The organism is Streptomyces sp. NPDC059248, from assembly GCF_042753905.1.
Taxonomy (GTDB): Bacteria; Actinomycetota; Actinomycetes; order Streptomycetales; family Streptomycetaceae; genus Streptomyces.
Map to the genome: position 1 here is coordinate 39,331 of NZ_JBHYZV010000016.1, position 14,578 is coordinate 53,908.

18 protein-coding genes are annotated in these 14,578 nt (G+C 71.2%); 12 read left to right on the plus strand and 6 right to left on the minus strand.

Annotated elements, in window-relative coordinates; all coding sequences use genetic code 11:
* The first annotated feature begins 79 nt into the window (after nt 1–79).
* On the plus strand, nt 80–346 hold the full coding sequence (locus tag ACFXG1_RS09355) for a hypothetical protein (protein WP_384707326.1): 267 nt from the start codon (nt 80–82) through the stop codon (nt 344–346).
* 104 nt (nt 347–450) lie between these two features.
* The gene (locus ACFXG1_RS09360) at nt 451–729 is read left to right on the plus strand and encodes a hypothetical protein (protein WP_384707329.1); all 279 of its coding nucleotides are present in this window, start codon (nt 451–453) and stop codon (nt 727–729) included.
* A gap of 29 nt (nt 730–758) precedes the next feature.
* On the opposite strand, the gene ACFXG1_RS09365 is transcribed toward ACFXG1_RS09360, so the two are convergent.
* The gene (locus ACFXG1_RS09365) at nt 759–1,556 is read right to left on the minus strand and encodes an SDR family oxidoreductase (protein ID WP_384707332.1); all 798 of its coding nucleotides are present in this window, start codon (nt 1,554–1,556) and stop codon (nt 759–761) included.
* Between the two features lie 104 nt (nt 1,557–1,660).
* On the minus strand, nt 1,661–1,999 hold the full coding sequence (locus ACFXG1_RS09370) for a YnfA family protein (RefSeq protein WP_384707335.1): 339 nt from the start codon (nt 1,997–1,999) through the stop codon (nt 1,661–1,663).
* An 89-nt stretch (nt 2,000–2,088) separates the two neighbouring features.
* Between ACFXG1_RS09370 and ACFXG1_RS09375 the strand changes: the two genes are divergently transcribed.
* Nucleotides 2,089–2,730 carry a hypothetical protein gene (locus ACFXG1_RS09375; RefSeq protein ID WP_384707338.1) on the plus strand — a complete coding sequence of 214 codons (642 nt, stop codon included), beginning with the start codon at nt 2,089–2,091 and terminating at the stop codon, nt 2,728–2,730.
* 58 nt (nt 2,731–2,788) lie between these two features.
* On the opposite strand, the gene ACFXG1_RS09380 is transcribed toward ACFXG1_RS09375, so the two are convergent.
* From ACFXG1_RS09380 to ACFXG1_RS09390, 3 genes are all read right to left on the minus strand, one after another.
* On the minus strand, nt 2,789–3,526 hold the full coding sequence (locus ACFXG1_RS09380; RefSeq protein ID WP_384707341.1) for a Mut7-C RNAse domain-containing protein: 738 nt from the start codon (nt 3,524–3,526) through the stop codon (nt 2,789–2,791).
* A gap of 41 nt (nt 3,527–3,567) precedes the next feature.
* Complete coding sequence (locus ACFXG1_RS09385; RefSeq protein WP_384707344.1) at nt 3,568–4,203, minus strand: GNAT family N-acetyltransferase; 636 nt, start codon at nt 4,201–4,203, stop codon at nt 3,568–3,570.
* A gap of 77 nt (nt 4,204–4,280) precedes the next feature.
* A complete protein-coding gene (locus ACFXG1_RS09390) occupies nt 4,281–5,213 on the minus strand; it encodes an NAD(P)-dependent oxidoreductase (RefSeq protein WP_384707347.1) in 933 nt (310 codons plus the stop codon).
* Nucleotides 5,214–5,381: 168 nt separating this feature from the next.
* On the opposite strand from ACFXG1_RS09390, the gene ACFXG1_RS09395 reads away from it, so the two are divergent.
* From ACFXG1_RS09395 to ACFXG1_RS09410, 4 genes are all read left to right on the plus strand, one after another.
* Entirely contained in the window at nt 5,382–6,401 is a 1,020-nt protein-coding gene (locus tag ACFXG1_RS09395; protein WP_384707350.1) for a helix-turn-helix domain-containing protein, read from the plus strand.
* A gap of 131 nt (nt 6,402–6,532) precedes the next feature.
* Nucleotides 6,533–6,865: a PadR family transcriptional regulator gene (locus tag ACFXG1_RS09400; protein WP_384707353.1), complete on the plus strand. Its 333-nt coding sequence runs from the start codon at nt 6,533–6,535 to the stop codon at nt 6,863–6,865.
* A gap of 2 nt (nt 6,866–6,867) precedes the next feature.
* The gene (locus ACFXG1_RS09405) at nt 6,868–7,272 is read left to right on the plus strand and encodes a DUF1048 domain-containing protein (RefSeq protein ID WP_384707356.1); all 405 of its coding nucleotides are present in this window, start codon (nt 6,868–6,870) and stop codon (nt 7,270–7,272) included.
* On the plus strand, nt 7,272–8,510 hold the full coding sequence (locus tag ACFXG1_RS09410; RefSeq protein ID WP_384707359.1) for a serine hydrolase domain-containing protein: 1,239 nt from the start codon (nt 7,272–7,274) through the stop codon (nt 8,508–8,510). Before ACFXG1_RS09405 ends, ACFXG1_RS09410 begins: the two co-directional genes overlap by 1 nt.
* A 42-nt stretch (nt 8,511–8,552) precedes the next feature.
* On the opposite strand, the gene ACFXG1_RS09415 is transcribed toward ACFXG1_RS09410, so the two are convergent.
* Nucleotides 8,553–9,173, minus strand: coding sequence for a hypothetical protein (locus ACFXG1_RS09415; RefSeq protein WP_384707449.1), 621 nt, complete (start codon nt 9,171–9,173; stop codon nt 8,553–8,555).
* Between the two features lie 284 nt (nt 9,174–9,457).
* Here ACFXG1_RS09415 and hemL point away from each other — a divergent pair, with 284 nt between their 5' ends.
* From hemL to ACFXG1_RS09440, 5 genes are all read left to right on the plus strand, one after another.
* Nucleotides 9,458–10,780: a glutamate-1-semialdehyde 2,1-aminomutase gene (gene hemL, locus ACFXG1_RS09420; protein ID WP_384707362.1), complete on the plus strand. Its 1,323-nt coding sequence runs from the start codon at nt 9,458–9,460 to the stop codon at nt 10,778–10,780.
* Nucleotides 10,777–11,541 carry a histidine phosphatase family protein gene (locus ACFXG1_RS09425; RefSeq protein ID WP_384707365.1) on the plus strand — a complete coding sequence of 255 codons (765 nt, stop codon included), beginning with the start codon at nt 10,777–10,779 and terminating at the stop codon, nt 11,539–11,541. Before hemL ends, ACFXG1_RS09425 begins: the two co-directional genes overlap by 4 nt.
* Nucleotides 11,542–11,840: 299 nt before the next feature.
* Nucleotides 11,841–13,103, plus strand: a complete 1,263-nt coding sequence (locus ACFXG1_RS09430) for a hypothetical protein (protein WP_384707368.1) — start codon at nt 11,841–11,843, stop codon at nt 13,101–13,103.
* A gap of 88 nt (nt 13,104–13,191) precedes the next feature.
* Nucleotides 13,192–13,791, plus strand: a complete 600-nt coding sequence (locus ACFXG1_RS09435) for a TlpA family protein disulfide reductase (protein ID WP_384707371.1) — start codon at nt 13,192–13,194, stop codon at nt 13,789–13,791.
* A gap of 7 nt (nt 13,792–13,798) precedes the next feature.
* Complete coding sequence (locus ACFXG1_RS09440) at nt 13,799–14,575, plus strand: cytochrome c biogenesis CcdA family protein (RefSeq protein WP_384707374.1); 777 nt, start codon at nt 13,799–13,801, stop codon at nt 14,573–14,575.
* Nucleotides 14,576–14,578 lie beyond the last annotated feature (3 nt).

Sequence of the window (14,578 nt, forward strand, 5' to 3'; positions counted from 1 at the left end):
TTCCGGGGCGCGGCGAGGTGGGGTCCGCGGTGCCGTCGGACGCGGGCACACGGCGTATACGTTGATGTATACTGCGTGCGTGTCCGATGCCATGATTCGTGTCCCCGCCGAGGTGCGTGACCGGTTGGCGGTCATCGCCGAGTCCCGCGGCATGTCCATTCGTTCCCTGGTCCAGGAGTTCGCAGAGGCCACGCTCACCGATGAGGAGCGCCGGGAGCGAGCCGAACGGGCGCGCGTGTACCTGGCCGAGCACTTCGGGGTCGAAGTGACGGACGAGGAGAGCGCGGCCATGGGGCGTCGGCTCCGTGAGACCTTCGCACGGGCGCCGCGGGATCTGGCCGCGTGATCCAGCACCATCTCCTTCTGGATACTCCGACACTGCTTGCCCTGGCCGGGAACCGTCAGGTCTCGGCGTTGATCCACAGGGCGTATCTCGAGCCGGAGGTGCGCTTGTCCGCGCCGGTTCTGTCCATTCTCCAGGCCGACTTGGAGACCCGGGGCATCGCCGAACACATCGGTGGCCTGGATGTCGTCCACACGGTCGATCTGGACTACCCGGCTCTGCTCGCGGTCGCCCGTATGCACCGGGAAGGCGTACCGATCGGGGTGGCGGCAGCCGTTCACGCGGTCCGTCATCTGCCCGAGTGGGGCGCCGACGGGCTCGTGGCCACGGTCGCGCCCAAGGAGTACGAGGGTTTGAGGGTCCCCGTGCTCGACCTCAACCGCTGACCGCTGACCGCGCCCGTCCTCGGGCGTGGTCAGCCGTCGCGGTGGACCTTCGTGTTGGATGCCTGGGCGCGGGGGCGGACCACCAGGAGGTCGATATTGACGTGGGAGGGGCGGGTGACCGCCCAGGCCACGGTGTCGGCGACGTCCTCGGCGGTCAGCGGGGCCGCGACGCCCGCGTAGACCCGGGCCGCCTTCTCCGTGTCGCCGCGGAAGCGGGTCGTGGCGAACTCGTCCGTCTTCACCATGCCGGGGGCGATCTCGATCACCCGGACCGGGGTGCCGACGATTTCGAGGCGGAGCGTCTCGGCGAGTACGTGCTCCGCGTGCTTGGCGGCCACGTAACCCGCGCCGCCCTCGTAGGTGCCGTGCCCCGCGGTGGAGGTCACGACGACGACCGTGCCGTCGCCGCTCGCGGTGAGGGCGGGCAGCAGCGCCTGGGTGACATGGAGGGTGCCGAGCACATTGACCTCGTACATCCACCGCCAGTCCGCCGGGTCGCCGGCCGCGACCGGCTCCGCGCCGAGCGCACCGCCCGCGTTGTTCACCAGCAGGTCGCAGCGGTCGAGTCCGGCCGCGAAGGCGTTCACGGCGGCGCGGTCGGTGATGTCGAGGGGGTGGGCCGTCGCCCGGTGGCCCGCGGCGGTCAGTTCGGCGGCCAGCTCCGCGATCCGGTCCGCGCGGCGCGCGGTCAGCACCGTGTGGAAGCCCTCGGCGGCGAGCCGGCGCACGGTCGCGGCACCGATCCCGCCGCTGGCGCCGGTGACGACGGCGACGGGGAGGTTCGTGCCGGGCGGACCGGGGGTCTCGGTGGCGGCGGTGGTCGGCACGGCGTTCTCCTCGGGCGATCGGATACGGGGGCGAGTGCGGGTGCGGGGTGCGGGGGCGATTCGGGTACGCGAAGGGGTACGGGCGCCGTCGGCTTTCCGGCGCGTCAGGCCTCGCCGCGCGGGGCGTACATGATCACGGCCATGCCCGTGAGGCAGATCAGCGCGCCGGTCACGTCCCAGCGGTCGGGGCGGTAGCCGTCCGCGACCATGCCCCAGGCGATGGAGCCCGCGACGAAGATCCCGCCGTACGCGGCGAGGATCCGGCCGAACTCCGCGTCCGGCTGGAGGGTGGCGAAGAAGCCGTAGAGCCCCAGGGCGACGACCCCCGCGCCGATCCAGATCCAGCCGCGGTGCTCGCGCACCCCCTGCCAGACGAGCCACGCGCCGCCGATCTCGAAGAGGGCGGCGACGGCGAAGAGCAGGAGGGAACGGGCGACGAGCATGGGCACAGCGTGCCACGGGGGGTGGGGCGGGACGCGCCGGGGCGAGGGATAGCCGCGGAAATTACGGTGCAAAAGGTATTTTTATCGCCATGGATGCGAAGTCGAACGTGTGGCGGCGCCGGTCGCCGCTCGTCGCCGCGGCGGTGCTGCCGCTGCTGCTGTCGCCGTTGACGGGCCTGGCCACGGCCGAGGCGGCGGGACCCCTGCCGATTCCGGTGGAGACCGTGCCCCTGCCCGTTCCGGCCGGACCCCTGCCCGTTCCCGTTCCCGGTCCGGCGCACCTCGTCCCCCGCGGGGGCGACACCGGTGAGCCGGGGGCGGAGGGCCCGGAGGCCGCCGTCTCACCCCTCGCCGACGTGGCCCACCACGGGCATGTCACGCTCACCCCCGACGGGCGGCTCAGCGTCACCGTCGAGTCCCGCAGCCATGGGCCGGAGAGCCTGGCGAACTCCACCTTCAAGCTGGGTTTCTCCACCCGCTTCGCCCGTGACCAGCAGCTTCCCGCCACCTGTGTCTGGGGCTCCGACCGGGTGGTCCTCTGCTCCACCGGCCCCCTGCGGGTCGGCGGCGCGGCCCACCGCGTCACCCTCGACCTGGTGGCATCCGGCACCCCCGACGAGGTCCTCGTCGAGATCGGCACGTACTGGAACGGTGGCGCGCAGGACCGCAACCTCCGCAACCACCACCACGAGATCCTCGCCCCGGCGACGGGCGACCCGTACGTCTTCTGACGTCAGGGCCTCCGTCGAACCTCGGCCCAACCTCCGTCGGGCTTCCGTCGGGCCTCCGTCAGGACCTCGTACCGGACCCGAACTCCGCCACGGCCGCGTCAACGATGCCCACCAGCCGGGCGTGGTGCGCGCCGCGCCAGTAGACACGGGAGCAGACGGAGCACTGCGCGAAGACGTCGTACGTCCGCCGCGTGCCCTGCTCCAGCCGCTCGCCCACCGTGTCCTTGTCCGCCTTCACCAGCGGCCCGTTGCACGCGGTGCAGCGGGTCCACGGCGCCAGCTCGGGGGCGAACCGCCCCAGGACGTCCCGCACCTGGTCGTCCGGTTGGTCGCTGTAGACGAACGCCCCCGCCCAGATCTCCCGTCTGCGCAGCAGCCCCCGGTCGCGGGAGAGCAGCACCCGCCGCTCCCGCGCGGAGAGCGCCGCGAGCGCCGGGTCCCCGATGTCCTCGCTCTCGTACGCCACGTCCACGCCCAGCAGCCGCAGCCGCCGCGCCAGGGTCCCCAGATGGACGTCGAGCAGAAACCGCAGCGGCGCGCCGGGCACCGGCTGCGGGCGCTCATGGCCCAGCACTTCGACGCTCTCGCCCGCCTTCGGGATATGCGAGACGGCGACCGGCCGGCCGTCGACGACCAGCCGTCCGGCCTCCGTCAGTGGCACGCCCAGCGACTCGACGACGTGCCCGAGGGTGGAGGAGCCGTCGGTCACCAGCTCCGCGGGCCCTTCGCGGTGCACAGGAGGGACGAAGAGCCGCAGCTCGGGGGCGATGTCGATCTGGATACGGGGTCCGTTCACGCCGTCAGGATGCCACCCGGTCCCGGGCGGGAGCACCCGGGTTATCCACCCGCGCCGCCCGTCCCGCCCGTCCCGCCCGCGTCACCCGCGTCACCGGTCCTGCCCGTCCCGCCCCCTTCTCCCGGCTCCGCGGCCTCTCCGGGACGCAGATCCAGCCGCCACTCGTTCGATCTGATCGGATTCCCCGGCGGGTACTCCAGCCCGACCTCTCCCCGCAGCTCGAACCCCGTCTTCCGGCACACCGCGTTCGACGCCCCGTTCGTCACCTTGGGGTACGCGTACAGATAGCGGTGCCGGCCCGCCGCCCGCGCCACCGCTATCACCGCGCGGGTCGCCGCCGCCGCGATGCCCCGGCCCTGGAACGGTGTGAGGACCCCCCAGCCCGCCTCGTACGCCGCCAGGCCCTCCGACACCGACTCCTGCTCCCACAAGCCGACGGTCCCCACCCGCTCGCCGGTCTCCGCGAGCACGATCGCGTACATCCGCCCCGTCCCCTCCGGATCGGCGCTCAGCTCCACATAGCGGCGGTGCCGCGACAGCAGCTTCTCCTCCGACTCGGGCCCGCCCAACTCCGTCATCAGCTCCGGCGCGTTGGCCGCCCGGAGCAGGCCGAGATCGGACTCCGACCACAGTTCGATCCGTACCCCGACTCCCTCGATCCCCTTCTGCGTCTCCATGAGAGGCAGGCTAGAACGAGGGTCTGACATCGCCCGTCCGCCGCGCTTCCCGGACGCCGCCCCGTCGCCCGGAGCCGTCACCCGCGCCCCTCCTTCCCCGTCCCCTTCCCCGACCCGTTCCCCTTCCGCAGCACCTCGATCACGCTGCCGTAGCTGTCCTGGCCGTGGCCCCCGGCCACGGCCTCCGCCATCACCGTCTTCAGCAGCTCCGGCAGCCGGTTGTCCACCCCCCGCTCCGCGCCCGCGTGCAGCCAGTGGTCGACGACCGCGAGCTGTACGTCGACGGTGGCGTCGTCGCCCGGGTAGGCGCCCGCGTCCACCTGGCCCGCGTACCGCCGGACGAAGTTGTTGACCGTCCCCAGCCAGCGGATCGCGACCTCGGTGAAGTCCACCGCCCGGGTGCCCTCGGCGCCGACGACCGCCGTGCCGTGCAGCCAGCCGGTCATGGTGGCCCACATCAGGCCGAGCAGACTCACGTCGTACAGGGCGGCGAGTCCGGGCTCGGCGCCCAGGTACAGCGGATCGCCGAGCACCTCCAGCACGGGCCGGTGGGCGTCGAACACGGCCCGGTCGCCGCTGTACAGGAACATCACGTCCGAGGTGCCCACCCCGGGCGGCGTCGTCATGATCGCGCCGTCGAGATAGTCGACGCCGTGCGTCCGGGCCCACTCCACGGCCTCGTCCGCCTGCTCCGGAGCCCCGGTCGTCAGATTGACCAGCGCCCTCCCCTCCAGCGCGCCGAGCGCCGGGCCGAGGGCCCCGTACAGCGCCGGGTAGTCGAGGACGACCGAGACCACCAGCGGACTGGCGGCGACGGCCTCCGCCACCGATCCGGCGAGCACCGCGCCCTTCGCGACGAGCGGTGCGGCCTTCTCCGGGGTGCGGTTCCACACGGTGGTCGGATGGCCCGCGGCCAGCAGCGCCGCGGCGATCGCCGACCCCATCTGGCCGAGGCCCAGGACGGTGACGGCGGGCCGCGCGGCGGAGGCCGCTTCGAACTCGGCTGACATGGCTGTTCCCATCTTCAACGCTGCATACGGCTATGACCTGCGGTTTCGCAAGCTGTTGAGCAGCTGTGTCCCACTGTCGCGCCCCGCCGCGCGCGCCGACAGTGACAGTGGTGACGGCCGGCGCCAAATTCCTGCCACCCGTCCGGTCACAGCACTAGCCTTCGGGATATGAGCGCTGGTTCCGTCGCCGTCGTCGTCCCCGAACAGTTCGGCGTCCCGTCCTGGGACCTCTACGAACTGAGCATCCCGTGCACCGTCTTCGGCAAGCCGCAGGCCGATCTCGCCGACCCCTGGTACGAGCTGAGGCTCTGCGGAACCGGGGAGACCGGGCCGGACGCGGACGCGTCGGCCGGCTTCCGGATCCGTACCGCCTACGGGCTCGACGGGCTGATCGGCGCCGACACCGTCGTCATCCCGTCCGTCCCCGACGCCTGTGTCGACGGCGACGAACCGGTCTCCCCGGCCCTGGTCGAGGCGTTGCGCGCGGCCCACGAGGCCGGGGCGCGGATGGTCTCCCTCTGCAACGGCGCCTTCGCGCTCGCCGCCGCCGGACTGCTGGACGGCCGCCGCGCCACCTGCCACTGGATGCACACCGCGCGGCTCGCGGCGCGCCATCCCCGGGTCGAGGTCGACGACTCGGTGCTGTACGTGGACGACGGCGACGTCCTGACCAGCGCCGGGCTCAGCGCCGGACTCGACCTCTGTCTCCATCTGGTCCGCCGCGACCTCGGCGCCCGGATCGCGAACCAGCTGGCCCGCCGCATGGTGGTCCCGGCCCACCGTCCCGGCGGGCAGGCCCAGTTCATCGATCTGCCGCTGCCCCCGGAGGACGACGAGGGGCTCGCCCCGGTACTCGACTGGGTACGGGAGAACCTCGACCGCCCTCTGACGGTCGTCGCCATGGCGCGCCGGGCCGCGATGAGCCAGCGCACCTTCTACCGCCGTCTCCAGGCCGCCACCGGCACCACCCCGCTCCAGTGGCTGCTGGCCCAGCGGCTGGGCCGGGCGCGGGTCCTGCTGGAATCCACCGATCTGCCGATCGAGAAGGTCGGCGAGCTGAGCGGTCTGGGCACGGCGAACAACCTCCGCCACCACTTCCTGCGCCATGTCGGCGTCACCCCCGGCGACTACCGCCGCGCCTTCCCCCGTACGACGCGCCCGGCCTTCGCCCCCGCGCCGCTGAACTGACCCTCCGGGCCGTACCTCCGGGCCGTATCTCCGCCGGAGTCTCCGCTATTCCATCTTGCTAAGTACCGGTAGTCAGCGTTACGTTGTACCGGTACTCAACAGCGCTTACTAGCGCGGAGGGGAGGTATTCCATGTCCAAGCTGCTGACGGAGATGCTCAAGGGCACGCTGGAGGGCGTCATCCTCGCGTCCCTGGCCGGCCGGCCCGCGTACGGCTACGAGATCACGGCACGGCTGCGGGAGCAGGGCTTCTCGGAGATCGCCGAAGGAACCATCTACGCACTGCTCATCCGGATGGAGAAACGCGGTCTCGTCGACGTGGAGAAGGTGCCGTCGGAGAAGGGGCCGCCGCGCAAGGTGCACTCACTCAACGCGGCGGGGCGGGAGTACCTCGAAGAGTTCTGGGCGACCTGGAACTTCCTCACGGAACGACTGGAACAACTACGTGAAGGGGAGGGCGATTAGCCATGTCCGATACCGAGAAGTCCGGGCTGTTATCGAAGGTGTTCGGGCCCAAGAAGCGCTGGAGGGCGTACCGGGTCCGGGTCAGGGCGCTCCCCGGGAGCCACCGGGCGGCGGCCGAGGCGGTCGAGCGCTATCTGATGCACTTCGTACCGGTCGACGAGGCCGCCAGTGCATCGATGCTCGAAGACCTCGCCGAGCTGTTCGAGCAGGCCGCGGCGGACGGGACGCCGGTCCGCGGCGTCGTCGGGGACGACCCGGTGGAGTTCGCCGAGACGTTCGCCCCGAACTACACGGACGGCGGCTACGTCCCCGCCCGTGCCAGGAAGCAGCTCATCGACGCCGTCCGGGCCGCCGAGGCCGCCGACGCCGCCACCGGGACCGACGACCGCGCACAGGGAGACTCGTAATGGGAAACAGCGGCAACGGCTTCTCCGCGGCGGGACTGCGCAGGCTGCGCGAGGTACTGGAACGGCATGTGGAGTCCGGGCGGATACCCGGACTCGTCGCCCTGGTCGCCCTGGGTGACGAGACCCATGTCGAAGCCATCGGGACGACGCGCCACGACGGCGGCGCCCCGATGCGCCGCGACACGATCTTCCGGATGGCGTCCACGACCAAGCCGGTCGCGGTGGCGGCCGTGATGGTGCTGCTCGACGAGTGCCGGCTGCGACTCGACGAGCCGGTGGACCGCTGGCTGCCCGAACTCGCCGACCGGCAGGTGCTGAAGCGGCCCGACGGCCCGCTCGACGACACCGTGCCGGCGCGTCGCCCGATCACCGTACGGGACCTGCTCACCTCCACGAGCGGGCTCGGTATGGATATGACGGCGCCCGGCACCCCCATCATGGGCGCGCTCTTCGAACACGGGGTCTACGGCCAGGAGGACGGCTGGCTCCTGCCCGGCCACGCGCCGGACGAGTGGCTGCGCCGCCTCGGCGGGCTGCCGCTCCTGCGCCAGCCCGGTGAGCGCTGGCTGTACAACGTCAGCGACGACGTGCTCGGCGTCCTGGTCGCCAGGGTCACCGGCCTGTCGTTCGAGACGTTTCTGCGTGAACGCGTCTTCGAGCCGCTGGGCATGACCGACACCGGATTCCATGTGCCCGCCGACAAGATCGACCGGCTGCCGCCCCTCTACGCCCCCGATCCGGTGACCGGGGAGTTCACCGTGGCGGACAAGGTCGAAGGGGGACACCACAGCACACCTCCGGCGTTCCCGTCCGGGGGCGGCGGACTCGACTCCACCGTCGACGACTACCACGCCTACTTCCGGATGCTGCTCGACCACGGGCTGCACCGGGGCCGGCGGATCCTGTCCCGTCCCGCCGTCGAGCTGATGACCACCAATCGCCTCACCCCCGAACAGCTCGCGGCACGGGAGGCATTCGGCCGCGACGCCGTTCATCTCGCGCACGGCCTGGGACAGCACGGCGGCTGGGGCTTCGGGATGGCGGTACGCACCCACCGCGGCGACTACGCGCCCGTCGGACAGTTCGGCTGGGACGGCGGAAGCGGTACCACCGTGTACGCCGACCCGGAGAACCAGCTCGTCGGCATGCTGCTCACCCAGACCGGAATGTCCACCCCGGACTCCCCGCGGGCCATCCACGACTTCTGGACGACCCTCTACCAGGCGATCGAGGACTGACCCCGGCCCGCGCAGCCGGGAACGCGGCCCGGCGGCCGGGTGTCAGGGCCAGACCAGGCAGTACGGCTGGTGGCCCGCCTCGTGCAGGCGGTGGCTGAAGTCCTGCCACTCGTGGAGCAGTTGGTAGACGTTGAACGCGTCGCGCGGGCCGCCCCGGTCCGGGACCGTGGACCAGATGAAGGCCGCCGCGCCGACCGACTCCTCGCCGACGCCGCGCAGCGGGTCGACGACGGTCATCGGGAGCTTGACGACGGCGTAGTCGGGGTGGAGCACGACCAGCTCCAGCGGGGGGACCTTGTGCAGCGGCATGCCTTCTATGCCCGTCAGAACCATCGCGGCTATCGTCTCGGGCTTGATCTTGCTGAAGAGGCCGCCCATGCCCAGCTCGTCGCCGCCCAGCTGCTCGGGGCGCATCGAGATCGGCACGCGGGCCGCGGTCGCGCCGTCGGGTGCGCCGAAGTATTTGTACGTCACCCCCACGCGGGCGCTCCTGCCTGACATGGCGTCCGCGTCGAAGGCGTTCGCACGTGCGTTCGTATCGGCGTGCGAGGCGGGGTCGGGGCGCCGCGCGTCGCCCGCGCCACCGCGCCGGTGTCTGCCCCGTCCGGCGGGCTCGGGACCCGGGTCGCCGGTCCCCTCGCCCAGTCCGCCACCGCGATACATATCTCCACCCGACCACTCGCCGGCCCCGCCGTGCAACCCGATCATCGTGACAGTTGCCTCCCCCTTGGGCGAACGGTGAAACACCTGTCCGCGAGGAACGGCAGGGGCCTCTGACACCATGGATTCCATGAGTCTTCCCTGTGTGGCCCCAGTTTCGCAGATGCGAGGAGGCTGACGCCGTTTCGTAATACGAGGAGAACACCCTCCTCGCTCATCCGTGGCCGAGATCAACCGCCCGACGGGCCCCCGGCCGCCCCCACCCTCGAATCGCAGATCAGGACAGAGTGGCCAAAGTGTCGTATCCATACGAAGCCCCAGTCTCCCAGGCGCTGTTCGACCGCGCCTCCGCCGTCACGCCCGGCGGTGTCAACTCCCCCGTGCGCGCCTTCCGGGCCGTGGGCGGTACGCCCCGGTTCATGGTGTCCGGCTCCGGGCCGTATCTGACCGACGCGGACGGACGGGAGTACGTCGACCTCGTCTGCTCCTGGGGACCGATGATTCTCGGCCACTCCCACCCCGAGGTCCTGGCGGCCGTCCAGGCGGCCGCGGCCCGGGGAACGTCCTTCGGTACGCCGGGGGAGGGCGAGGTCGCGCTCGCCGAGGAGATCGTCGCCCGGATCGCCCCCGTCGAGCAGGTGCGGCTGGTCTCCTCCGGGACCGAGGCCACCATGTCCGCGATCCGGCTGGCCCGCGGCTTCACCGGCCGCGCCAAGGTGATCAAGTTCGCCGGCTGCTACCACGGGCACGTCGACGCGCTGCTGGCCGCCGCCGGGTCCGGGGTCGCCACCTTCGGGCTCCCCGACACCCCGGGCGTCACCGGCGCGCAGGCCGGGGAGACCGTCGTCCTGCCCTACAACGACCTCGAAGCGGTACGGAACGCCTTCGCCGCCCACCCCGGCGAGATCGCCTGTGTGATCACCGAGGCGTCCCCGGGCAATATGGGCGTCGTCCCGCCGCTGCCCGGCTTCAACCAGGGCCTGAAGGACCTCTGCGGCGAGCACGGCGCGCTCTTCGTCTCCGACGAGGTCATGACCGGTTTCCGGACCAGCCGCGCGGGCTGGTTCGGCGTCGACGGCGTCACCCCCGACCTGATGACCTTCGGCAAGGTCATGGGCGGCGGCTTCCCGGCCGCCGCGTTCGGCGGGCGCGCCGATGTGATGGGCCACCTCGCCCCCGCGGGGCCCGTCTACCAGGCCGGAACCCTCTCCGGTAACCCGGTCGCGACCGCCGCCGGGCTCGCGCAGCTCCGGCTCCTCGACGACGCCGCGTACGAGAAGGTGGACGCGGTCTCCGCCGCGATCCAGGGCCTGGTCACCGAGGCCCTCACCAAGGAGGGCGTGGCCCACCGGCTCCAGACCGCGAGCAATATGTTCTCCGTCTTCTTCACCTCCGACGAGGTGCGGAACTACGACGACGCGAAGCGGCAGGAAGCCTTCCGCTTCAATGCCTTCTTCCACGCGATGCTCGCGGACGGCGTCTACCTCCCGCCGTCCGCCTTCGAGTCCTGGTTCGTCTCCACCGCCCACGACGACCGGGCCGTCGAGCGGATCGCCGCCGCCCTGCCCGCCGCCGCCCGCGCCGCAGCCGCCGCCGGAGCCGCGGCATGAGCGGGCAGGACCGGAGCGCCGAGCCGGGCGCGGGCACGGAGCCGGGCGCGGGCACGAACGCAGGTACCGGCCCGAGCGCCGACCGGAGCGCCGACCGGACTGTCGTCCATGTGCTGCGGCACGGCGAGGTCGAGAACCCCGAAGGCATCCTGTACGGCCGTCGCCCCGGCTACCACCTCTCCGAGCTGGGCCGCCGGATGGCCGACATGGTCGCGGACGCCCTCGCCGGGCGCGACATCACCTATGTCGTCTCCTCCCCGCTGGAGCGCGCCCAGGAGACCGCCGCGCCCGTCGCCAGAAGCCACGGCCTGGCCGTCGCCACCGACGACCGGCTCATCGAGGCCGGGAACGTCTTCGAGGGCAAGACCTTCGGCGTCGGCGACGGAGCCCTGCGCAAGCCCGGCAACTGGCGCCATCTCACCAACCCGTTCCGTCCCTCCTGGGGCGAGCCCTATGTCGACCAGGTCGTCCGGATGATGGGCGCGCTGGACACCGCCCGCGACGCGGCCCGGGGCCATGAGGCCGTCTGCGTCAGCCACCAGCTGCCGATCTGGATGGTCCGCAGCTATGTGGAACACCGGCGGCTCTGGCACGACCCACGCCGCCGGCAGTGCACCCTCGCGTCGCTGACCTCGTTCACCTACGAGGGCGACCGGATCGTCTCCGTCGCGTACACGGAACCGGCGCTCGACCTCGTACCGGAACATCTGCGGGCCGGGGCGAAGCCGGTGAAGGGGAAGTCGAAGGCGTTCGGCGCCTGAGCCGTGAGCCCGGGGCGGACCGCGGGCCCCGGACCGGGACCGGTAACAGGCCCCGGCGTGCCGGGCGACGGAATCGGAGCCGTAACGGTTCCCCGTTCCCCTGCTGTTTCCCGATAATTACGCGATCTTTTCAAGACCGTTGTCCCGCCCGCCGTTTACCCGCCGGGCCGGGTGCGCGCCCATGTGCACCCGGCCCGGCTTCGTACACCCATCGCATATACGTCGGATTTCCGGGAACCCGCCCGTCCGATCCCCCCTCTCCATGCACACGGGGACGAAAGCGGATGGGAAAGATTGATATGCGTGACATCAGCCGGCGGGGACTTCTGGGCACGGGCCTTTCCGTGGCCGCGACGGCGGGACTCGCGGGCGCGCTGAGCGGCTGCGGCGGCCGGGACGGCGGCGCCGAGAGCAGGAACGGCGCCGTCACCGGGGAAGCCGGCCGTACGAAAGGCACTCCTTCGCCCTCGACCCGGCCCGAACGGCCGATCGGCGACGGTTCGACCGCCGATACCGGACCCCAGCCGAACCAGCCCGCCGCCCCCACCCGGCTGCGGTCCGGCGAGGCCCCGCCCCAATTCGTGGTCTTCTCCTGGGACGGCGCCGGGGACGTCGGCGACGGACTCTTCCCCCGCTTTCTCAAGATCGCGAAAGAACACGACGCCGCGATGACCTTCTTCCTCTCCGGCATATATCTGCTGCCGGAATCGAAGAAGAATCTCTACCGGCCGCCGAACAATCGCGTCGGCGCCTCCGACATCGGCTATCTCACCGACGCCCACATCAAGGACACCCTGAAGTGGCTGCGGCAGGCATGGCTCGACGGCCATGAGATAGGCACCCACTTCAACGGCCATTTCTGCGGCGAGGGATCCCGCTCCGTGGCCCGCTGGACCCCCGCCGACTGGGAGAACGAGATAGAGCAGGCCGTGGGCTTCGTCACCAAGTGGCGCACCCACACCGGCTGGACCGACGTCGACCCGCTCCCCTTCGACTACACCAAGGAACTCGTCGGCGGACGCACCCCCTGCCTCCTGGGCCAGGACCGGCTGCTGCCCACCGCGAAGAAGCTCGGCTGGCGGTACGACGCCAGCTCGCCCGGCGGCCGCCAGACCTGGCCCGACAAGCGCAAGGGCGTCTGGGACCTGCCCCTCCAGTCCCTGCCCTTCCCGGGCCGCGGCTTCGAGGTGCTCTCCATGGACTACAACTTCATGGTCAACCAGTCCGGCTTCTCGTCCAAGGGCGTCACCTCCAAGCGCCCCGGCTGGCGCAAGCAGGCCACCGGCGCCTATCTCAAGGGCTTCGAACGCGCCTACACCGGCAACCGCGCGCCCCTCTTCATCGGCAACCACTTCGAACAGTGGAACGGCGGCATCTATATGGACGCCGTCGAGGACGCGATCAAGGGCATGGCCGGGAAGAAGGACGTCCGCCTGGTCTCCTTCCGGCAGTTCTGCGACTGGCTCGACGCCCAGGACCCGAAGATCCTCGCGAAGCTCCGCACCCTCGATGTCGGACAGGCCCCCACCGGGGGCTGGAACACTTTCCTTAAGGCGGTCTGACAAAGGGCGCCCGCCGTCCAATGGGTCGCTTCCGGGCACCGAGGGGGTGCCCGGAAGATCGCCGAATGCGCCATGCGAAACTTTTCACATGAGCCACAGTCGTGCGCATCGCGCCGCCCTCACGGCCGCCCTGGCGGCGGCCGGGGCGCTCACCCTGTCCGCATGCACGGACGGGGGCACGTCCGGCGGCGGCGGCCAGACGAACTTCGTCAGCAGCAACAGCGGTATTTCCACCGTCGCCAAGGCGGACCGCAAGGCCGTGGGCGAGATCGCGGGCGAGACCCTCGAAGGCGAAGCCCTCGACGTCGCCGACCTCAAGGGGAAGGTCGTCGTCATCAATGTCTGGGGTTCGTGGTGCCCGCCCTGCCGGGCCGAAGCCCCGGCCCTGGTCGAGGTAGCCGCCGACACCAAGGCCAGTGGTGTCGAATTCGTCGGACTCAACGTCCGCGATCGCGAGAAGGGCCCCGCGATCGAGTTCGAGAAGGACTACAAGGTCAGCTACCCCAGCATCTACGACCCCGCGGGCAAACTGATCATCAGTGGTTTCCCCAAGGGGACGCTCAATCCGCAGGCCATTCCCTCCACGGTCGTCCTCGACCGGGACGGAAAGATCGCGGCCCGATACCTCGGTGGACTCTCCGAGAAGCAGCTCCGCTCGATGATCGACCCCGTGATCGCGGAGAAGTGATCGCGTGATGTACGCGGAGCAGGCGGCCGTGCTCGCCTCGGCCGACCTCGACACCACCGTGCGGAGCGGCGCGCTGCTGCTCGCCGTACCGCTGGCGATCCTCGGTGGTCTGGTCTCCTTCTTCTCCCCGTGCGTCCTGCCGCTGGTCCCCGGTTATCTCTCGTACGTCACCGGTACCGGCGGCACCGACCTGGCGGACGCCCGGCGCGGCCGGATGCTGGCCGGCGCGAGCCTCTTCGTCCTCGGTTTCTCCGCCGTCTTCGTCTCCGGCGGCGCGCTCTTCGGCTACTTCGGCGCGACGCTCATGGAGAACCAGGAGACGCTGACCCGGATCCTCGGTGTGGTCATGGTGGTGATGGGCGCCTTCTACATGGGCGGTATGCCCTGGCTCAGCCGCCGCGAGTTCCGGTTCCACACCCGCCCGGCCACCGGCCTGGTGGGCGCGCCGATACTGGGCGCGCTGTTCGGCGTCGGCTGGACGCCCTGCATCGGCCCCACGCTCTCGGCGGCGATGTCACTCGCCGCGGACCAGGGGAGCGCGGGGCGCGGTGCCGCACTGACCTTCGCCTACTGCGTCGGCCTCGGACTGCCCTTCATCCTCACCGCCCTCGCCTTCCGCAAGGCGCTCGGCGCGTTCGCCTGGGTGAAGAAGCACTACGTCTGGGTCCTGCGGATCGGCGGCATCATGATGATCGCGACCGGGGTGCTCATGCTCACCGGCGTCTGGGACACGATGATGCAGCAGGTACAGGTCTGGACGAGCGATTTCACGGTAGGGATCTGACCC

What these genes read in the sequence shown, in the direction of transcription:
- ACFXG1_RS09370 (WP_384707335.1), bottom strand. Translation starts at nt 1,999, where the DNA reads ATGCTCGTCGCCCGTTCCCTCCTGCTCTTCGCCGTCGCCGCCCTCTTC.
- ACFXG1_RS09375 (WP_384707338.1), top strand. Translation starts at nt 2,089, where the DNA reads ATGGATGCGAAGTCGAACGTGTGGCGGCGCCGGTCGCCGCTCGTCGCC.
- ACFXG1_RS09385 (WP_384707344.1), bottom strand. Translation starts at nt 4,203, where the DNA reads ATGGAGACGCAGAAGGGGATCGAGGGAGTCGGGGTACGGATCGAACTG.
- ACFXG1_RS09390 (WP_384707347.1), bottom strand. Translation starts at nt 5,213, where the DNA reads ATGTCAGCCGAGTTCGAAGCGGCCTCCGCCGCGCGGCCCGCCGTCACC.
- ACFXG1_RS09395 (WP_384707350.1), top strand. Translation starts at nt 5,382, where the DNA reads ATGAGCGCTGGTTCCGTCGCCGTCGTCGTCCCCGAACAGTTCGGCGTC.
- ACFXG1_RS09400 (WP_384707353.1), top strand. Translation starts at nt 6,533, where the DNA reads ATGTCCAAGCTGCTGACGGAGATGCTCAAGGGCACGCTGGAGGGCGTC.
- ACFXG1_RS09405 (WP_384707356.1), top strand. Translation starts at nt 6,868, where the DNA reads ATGTCCGATACCGAGAAGTCCGGGCTGTTATCGAAGGTGTTCGGGCCC.
- ACFXG1_RS09410 (WP_384707359.1), top strand. Translation starts at nt 7,272, where the DNA reads ATGGGAAACAGCGGCAACGGCTTCTCCGCGGCGGGACTGCGCAGGCTG.
- ACFXG1_RS09415 (WP_384707449.1), bottom strand. Translation starts at nt 9,173, where the DNA reads ATGTATCGCGGTGGCGGACTGGGCGAGGGGACCGGCGACCCGGGTCCC.
- ACFXG1_RS09425 (WP_384707365.1), top strand. Translation starts at nt 10,777, where the DNA reads ATGAGCGGGCAGGACCGGAGCGCCGAGCCGGGCGCGGGCACGGAGCCG.
- ACFXG1_RS09430 (WP_384707368.1), top strand. Translation starts at nt 11,841, where the DNA reads ATGCGTGACATCAGCCGGCGGGGACTTCTGGGCACGGGCCTTTCCGTG.
- ACFXG1_RS09435 (WP_384707371.1), top strand. Translation starts at nt 13,192, where the DNA reads ATGAGCCACAGTCGTGCGCATCGCGCCGCCCTCACGGCCGCCCTGGCG.
- ACFXG1_RS09440 (WP_384707374.1), top strand. Translation starts at nt 13,799, where the DNA reads ATGTACGCGGAGCAGGCGGCCGTGCTCGCCTCGGCCGACCTCGACACC.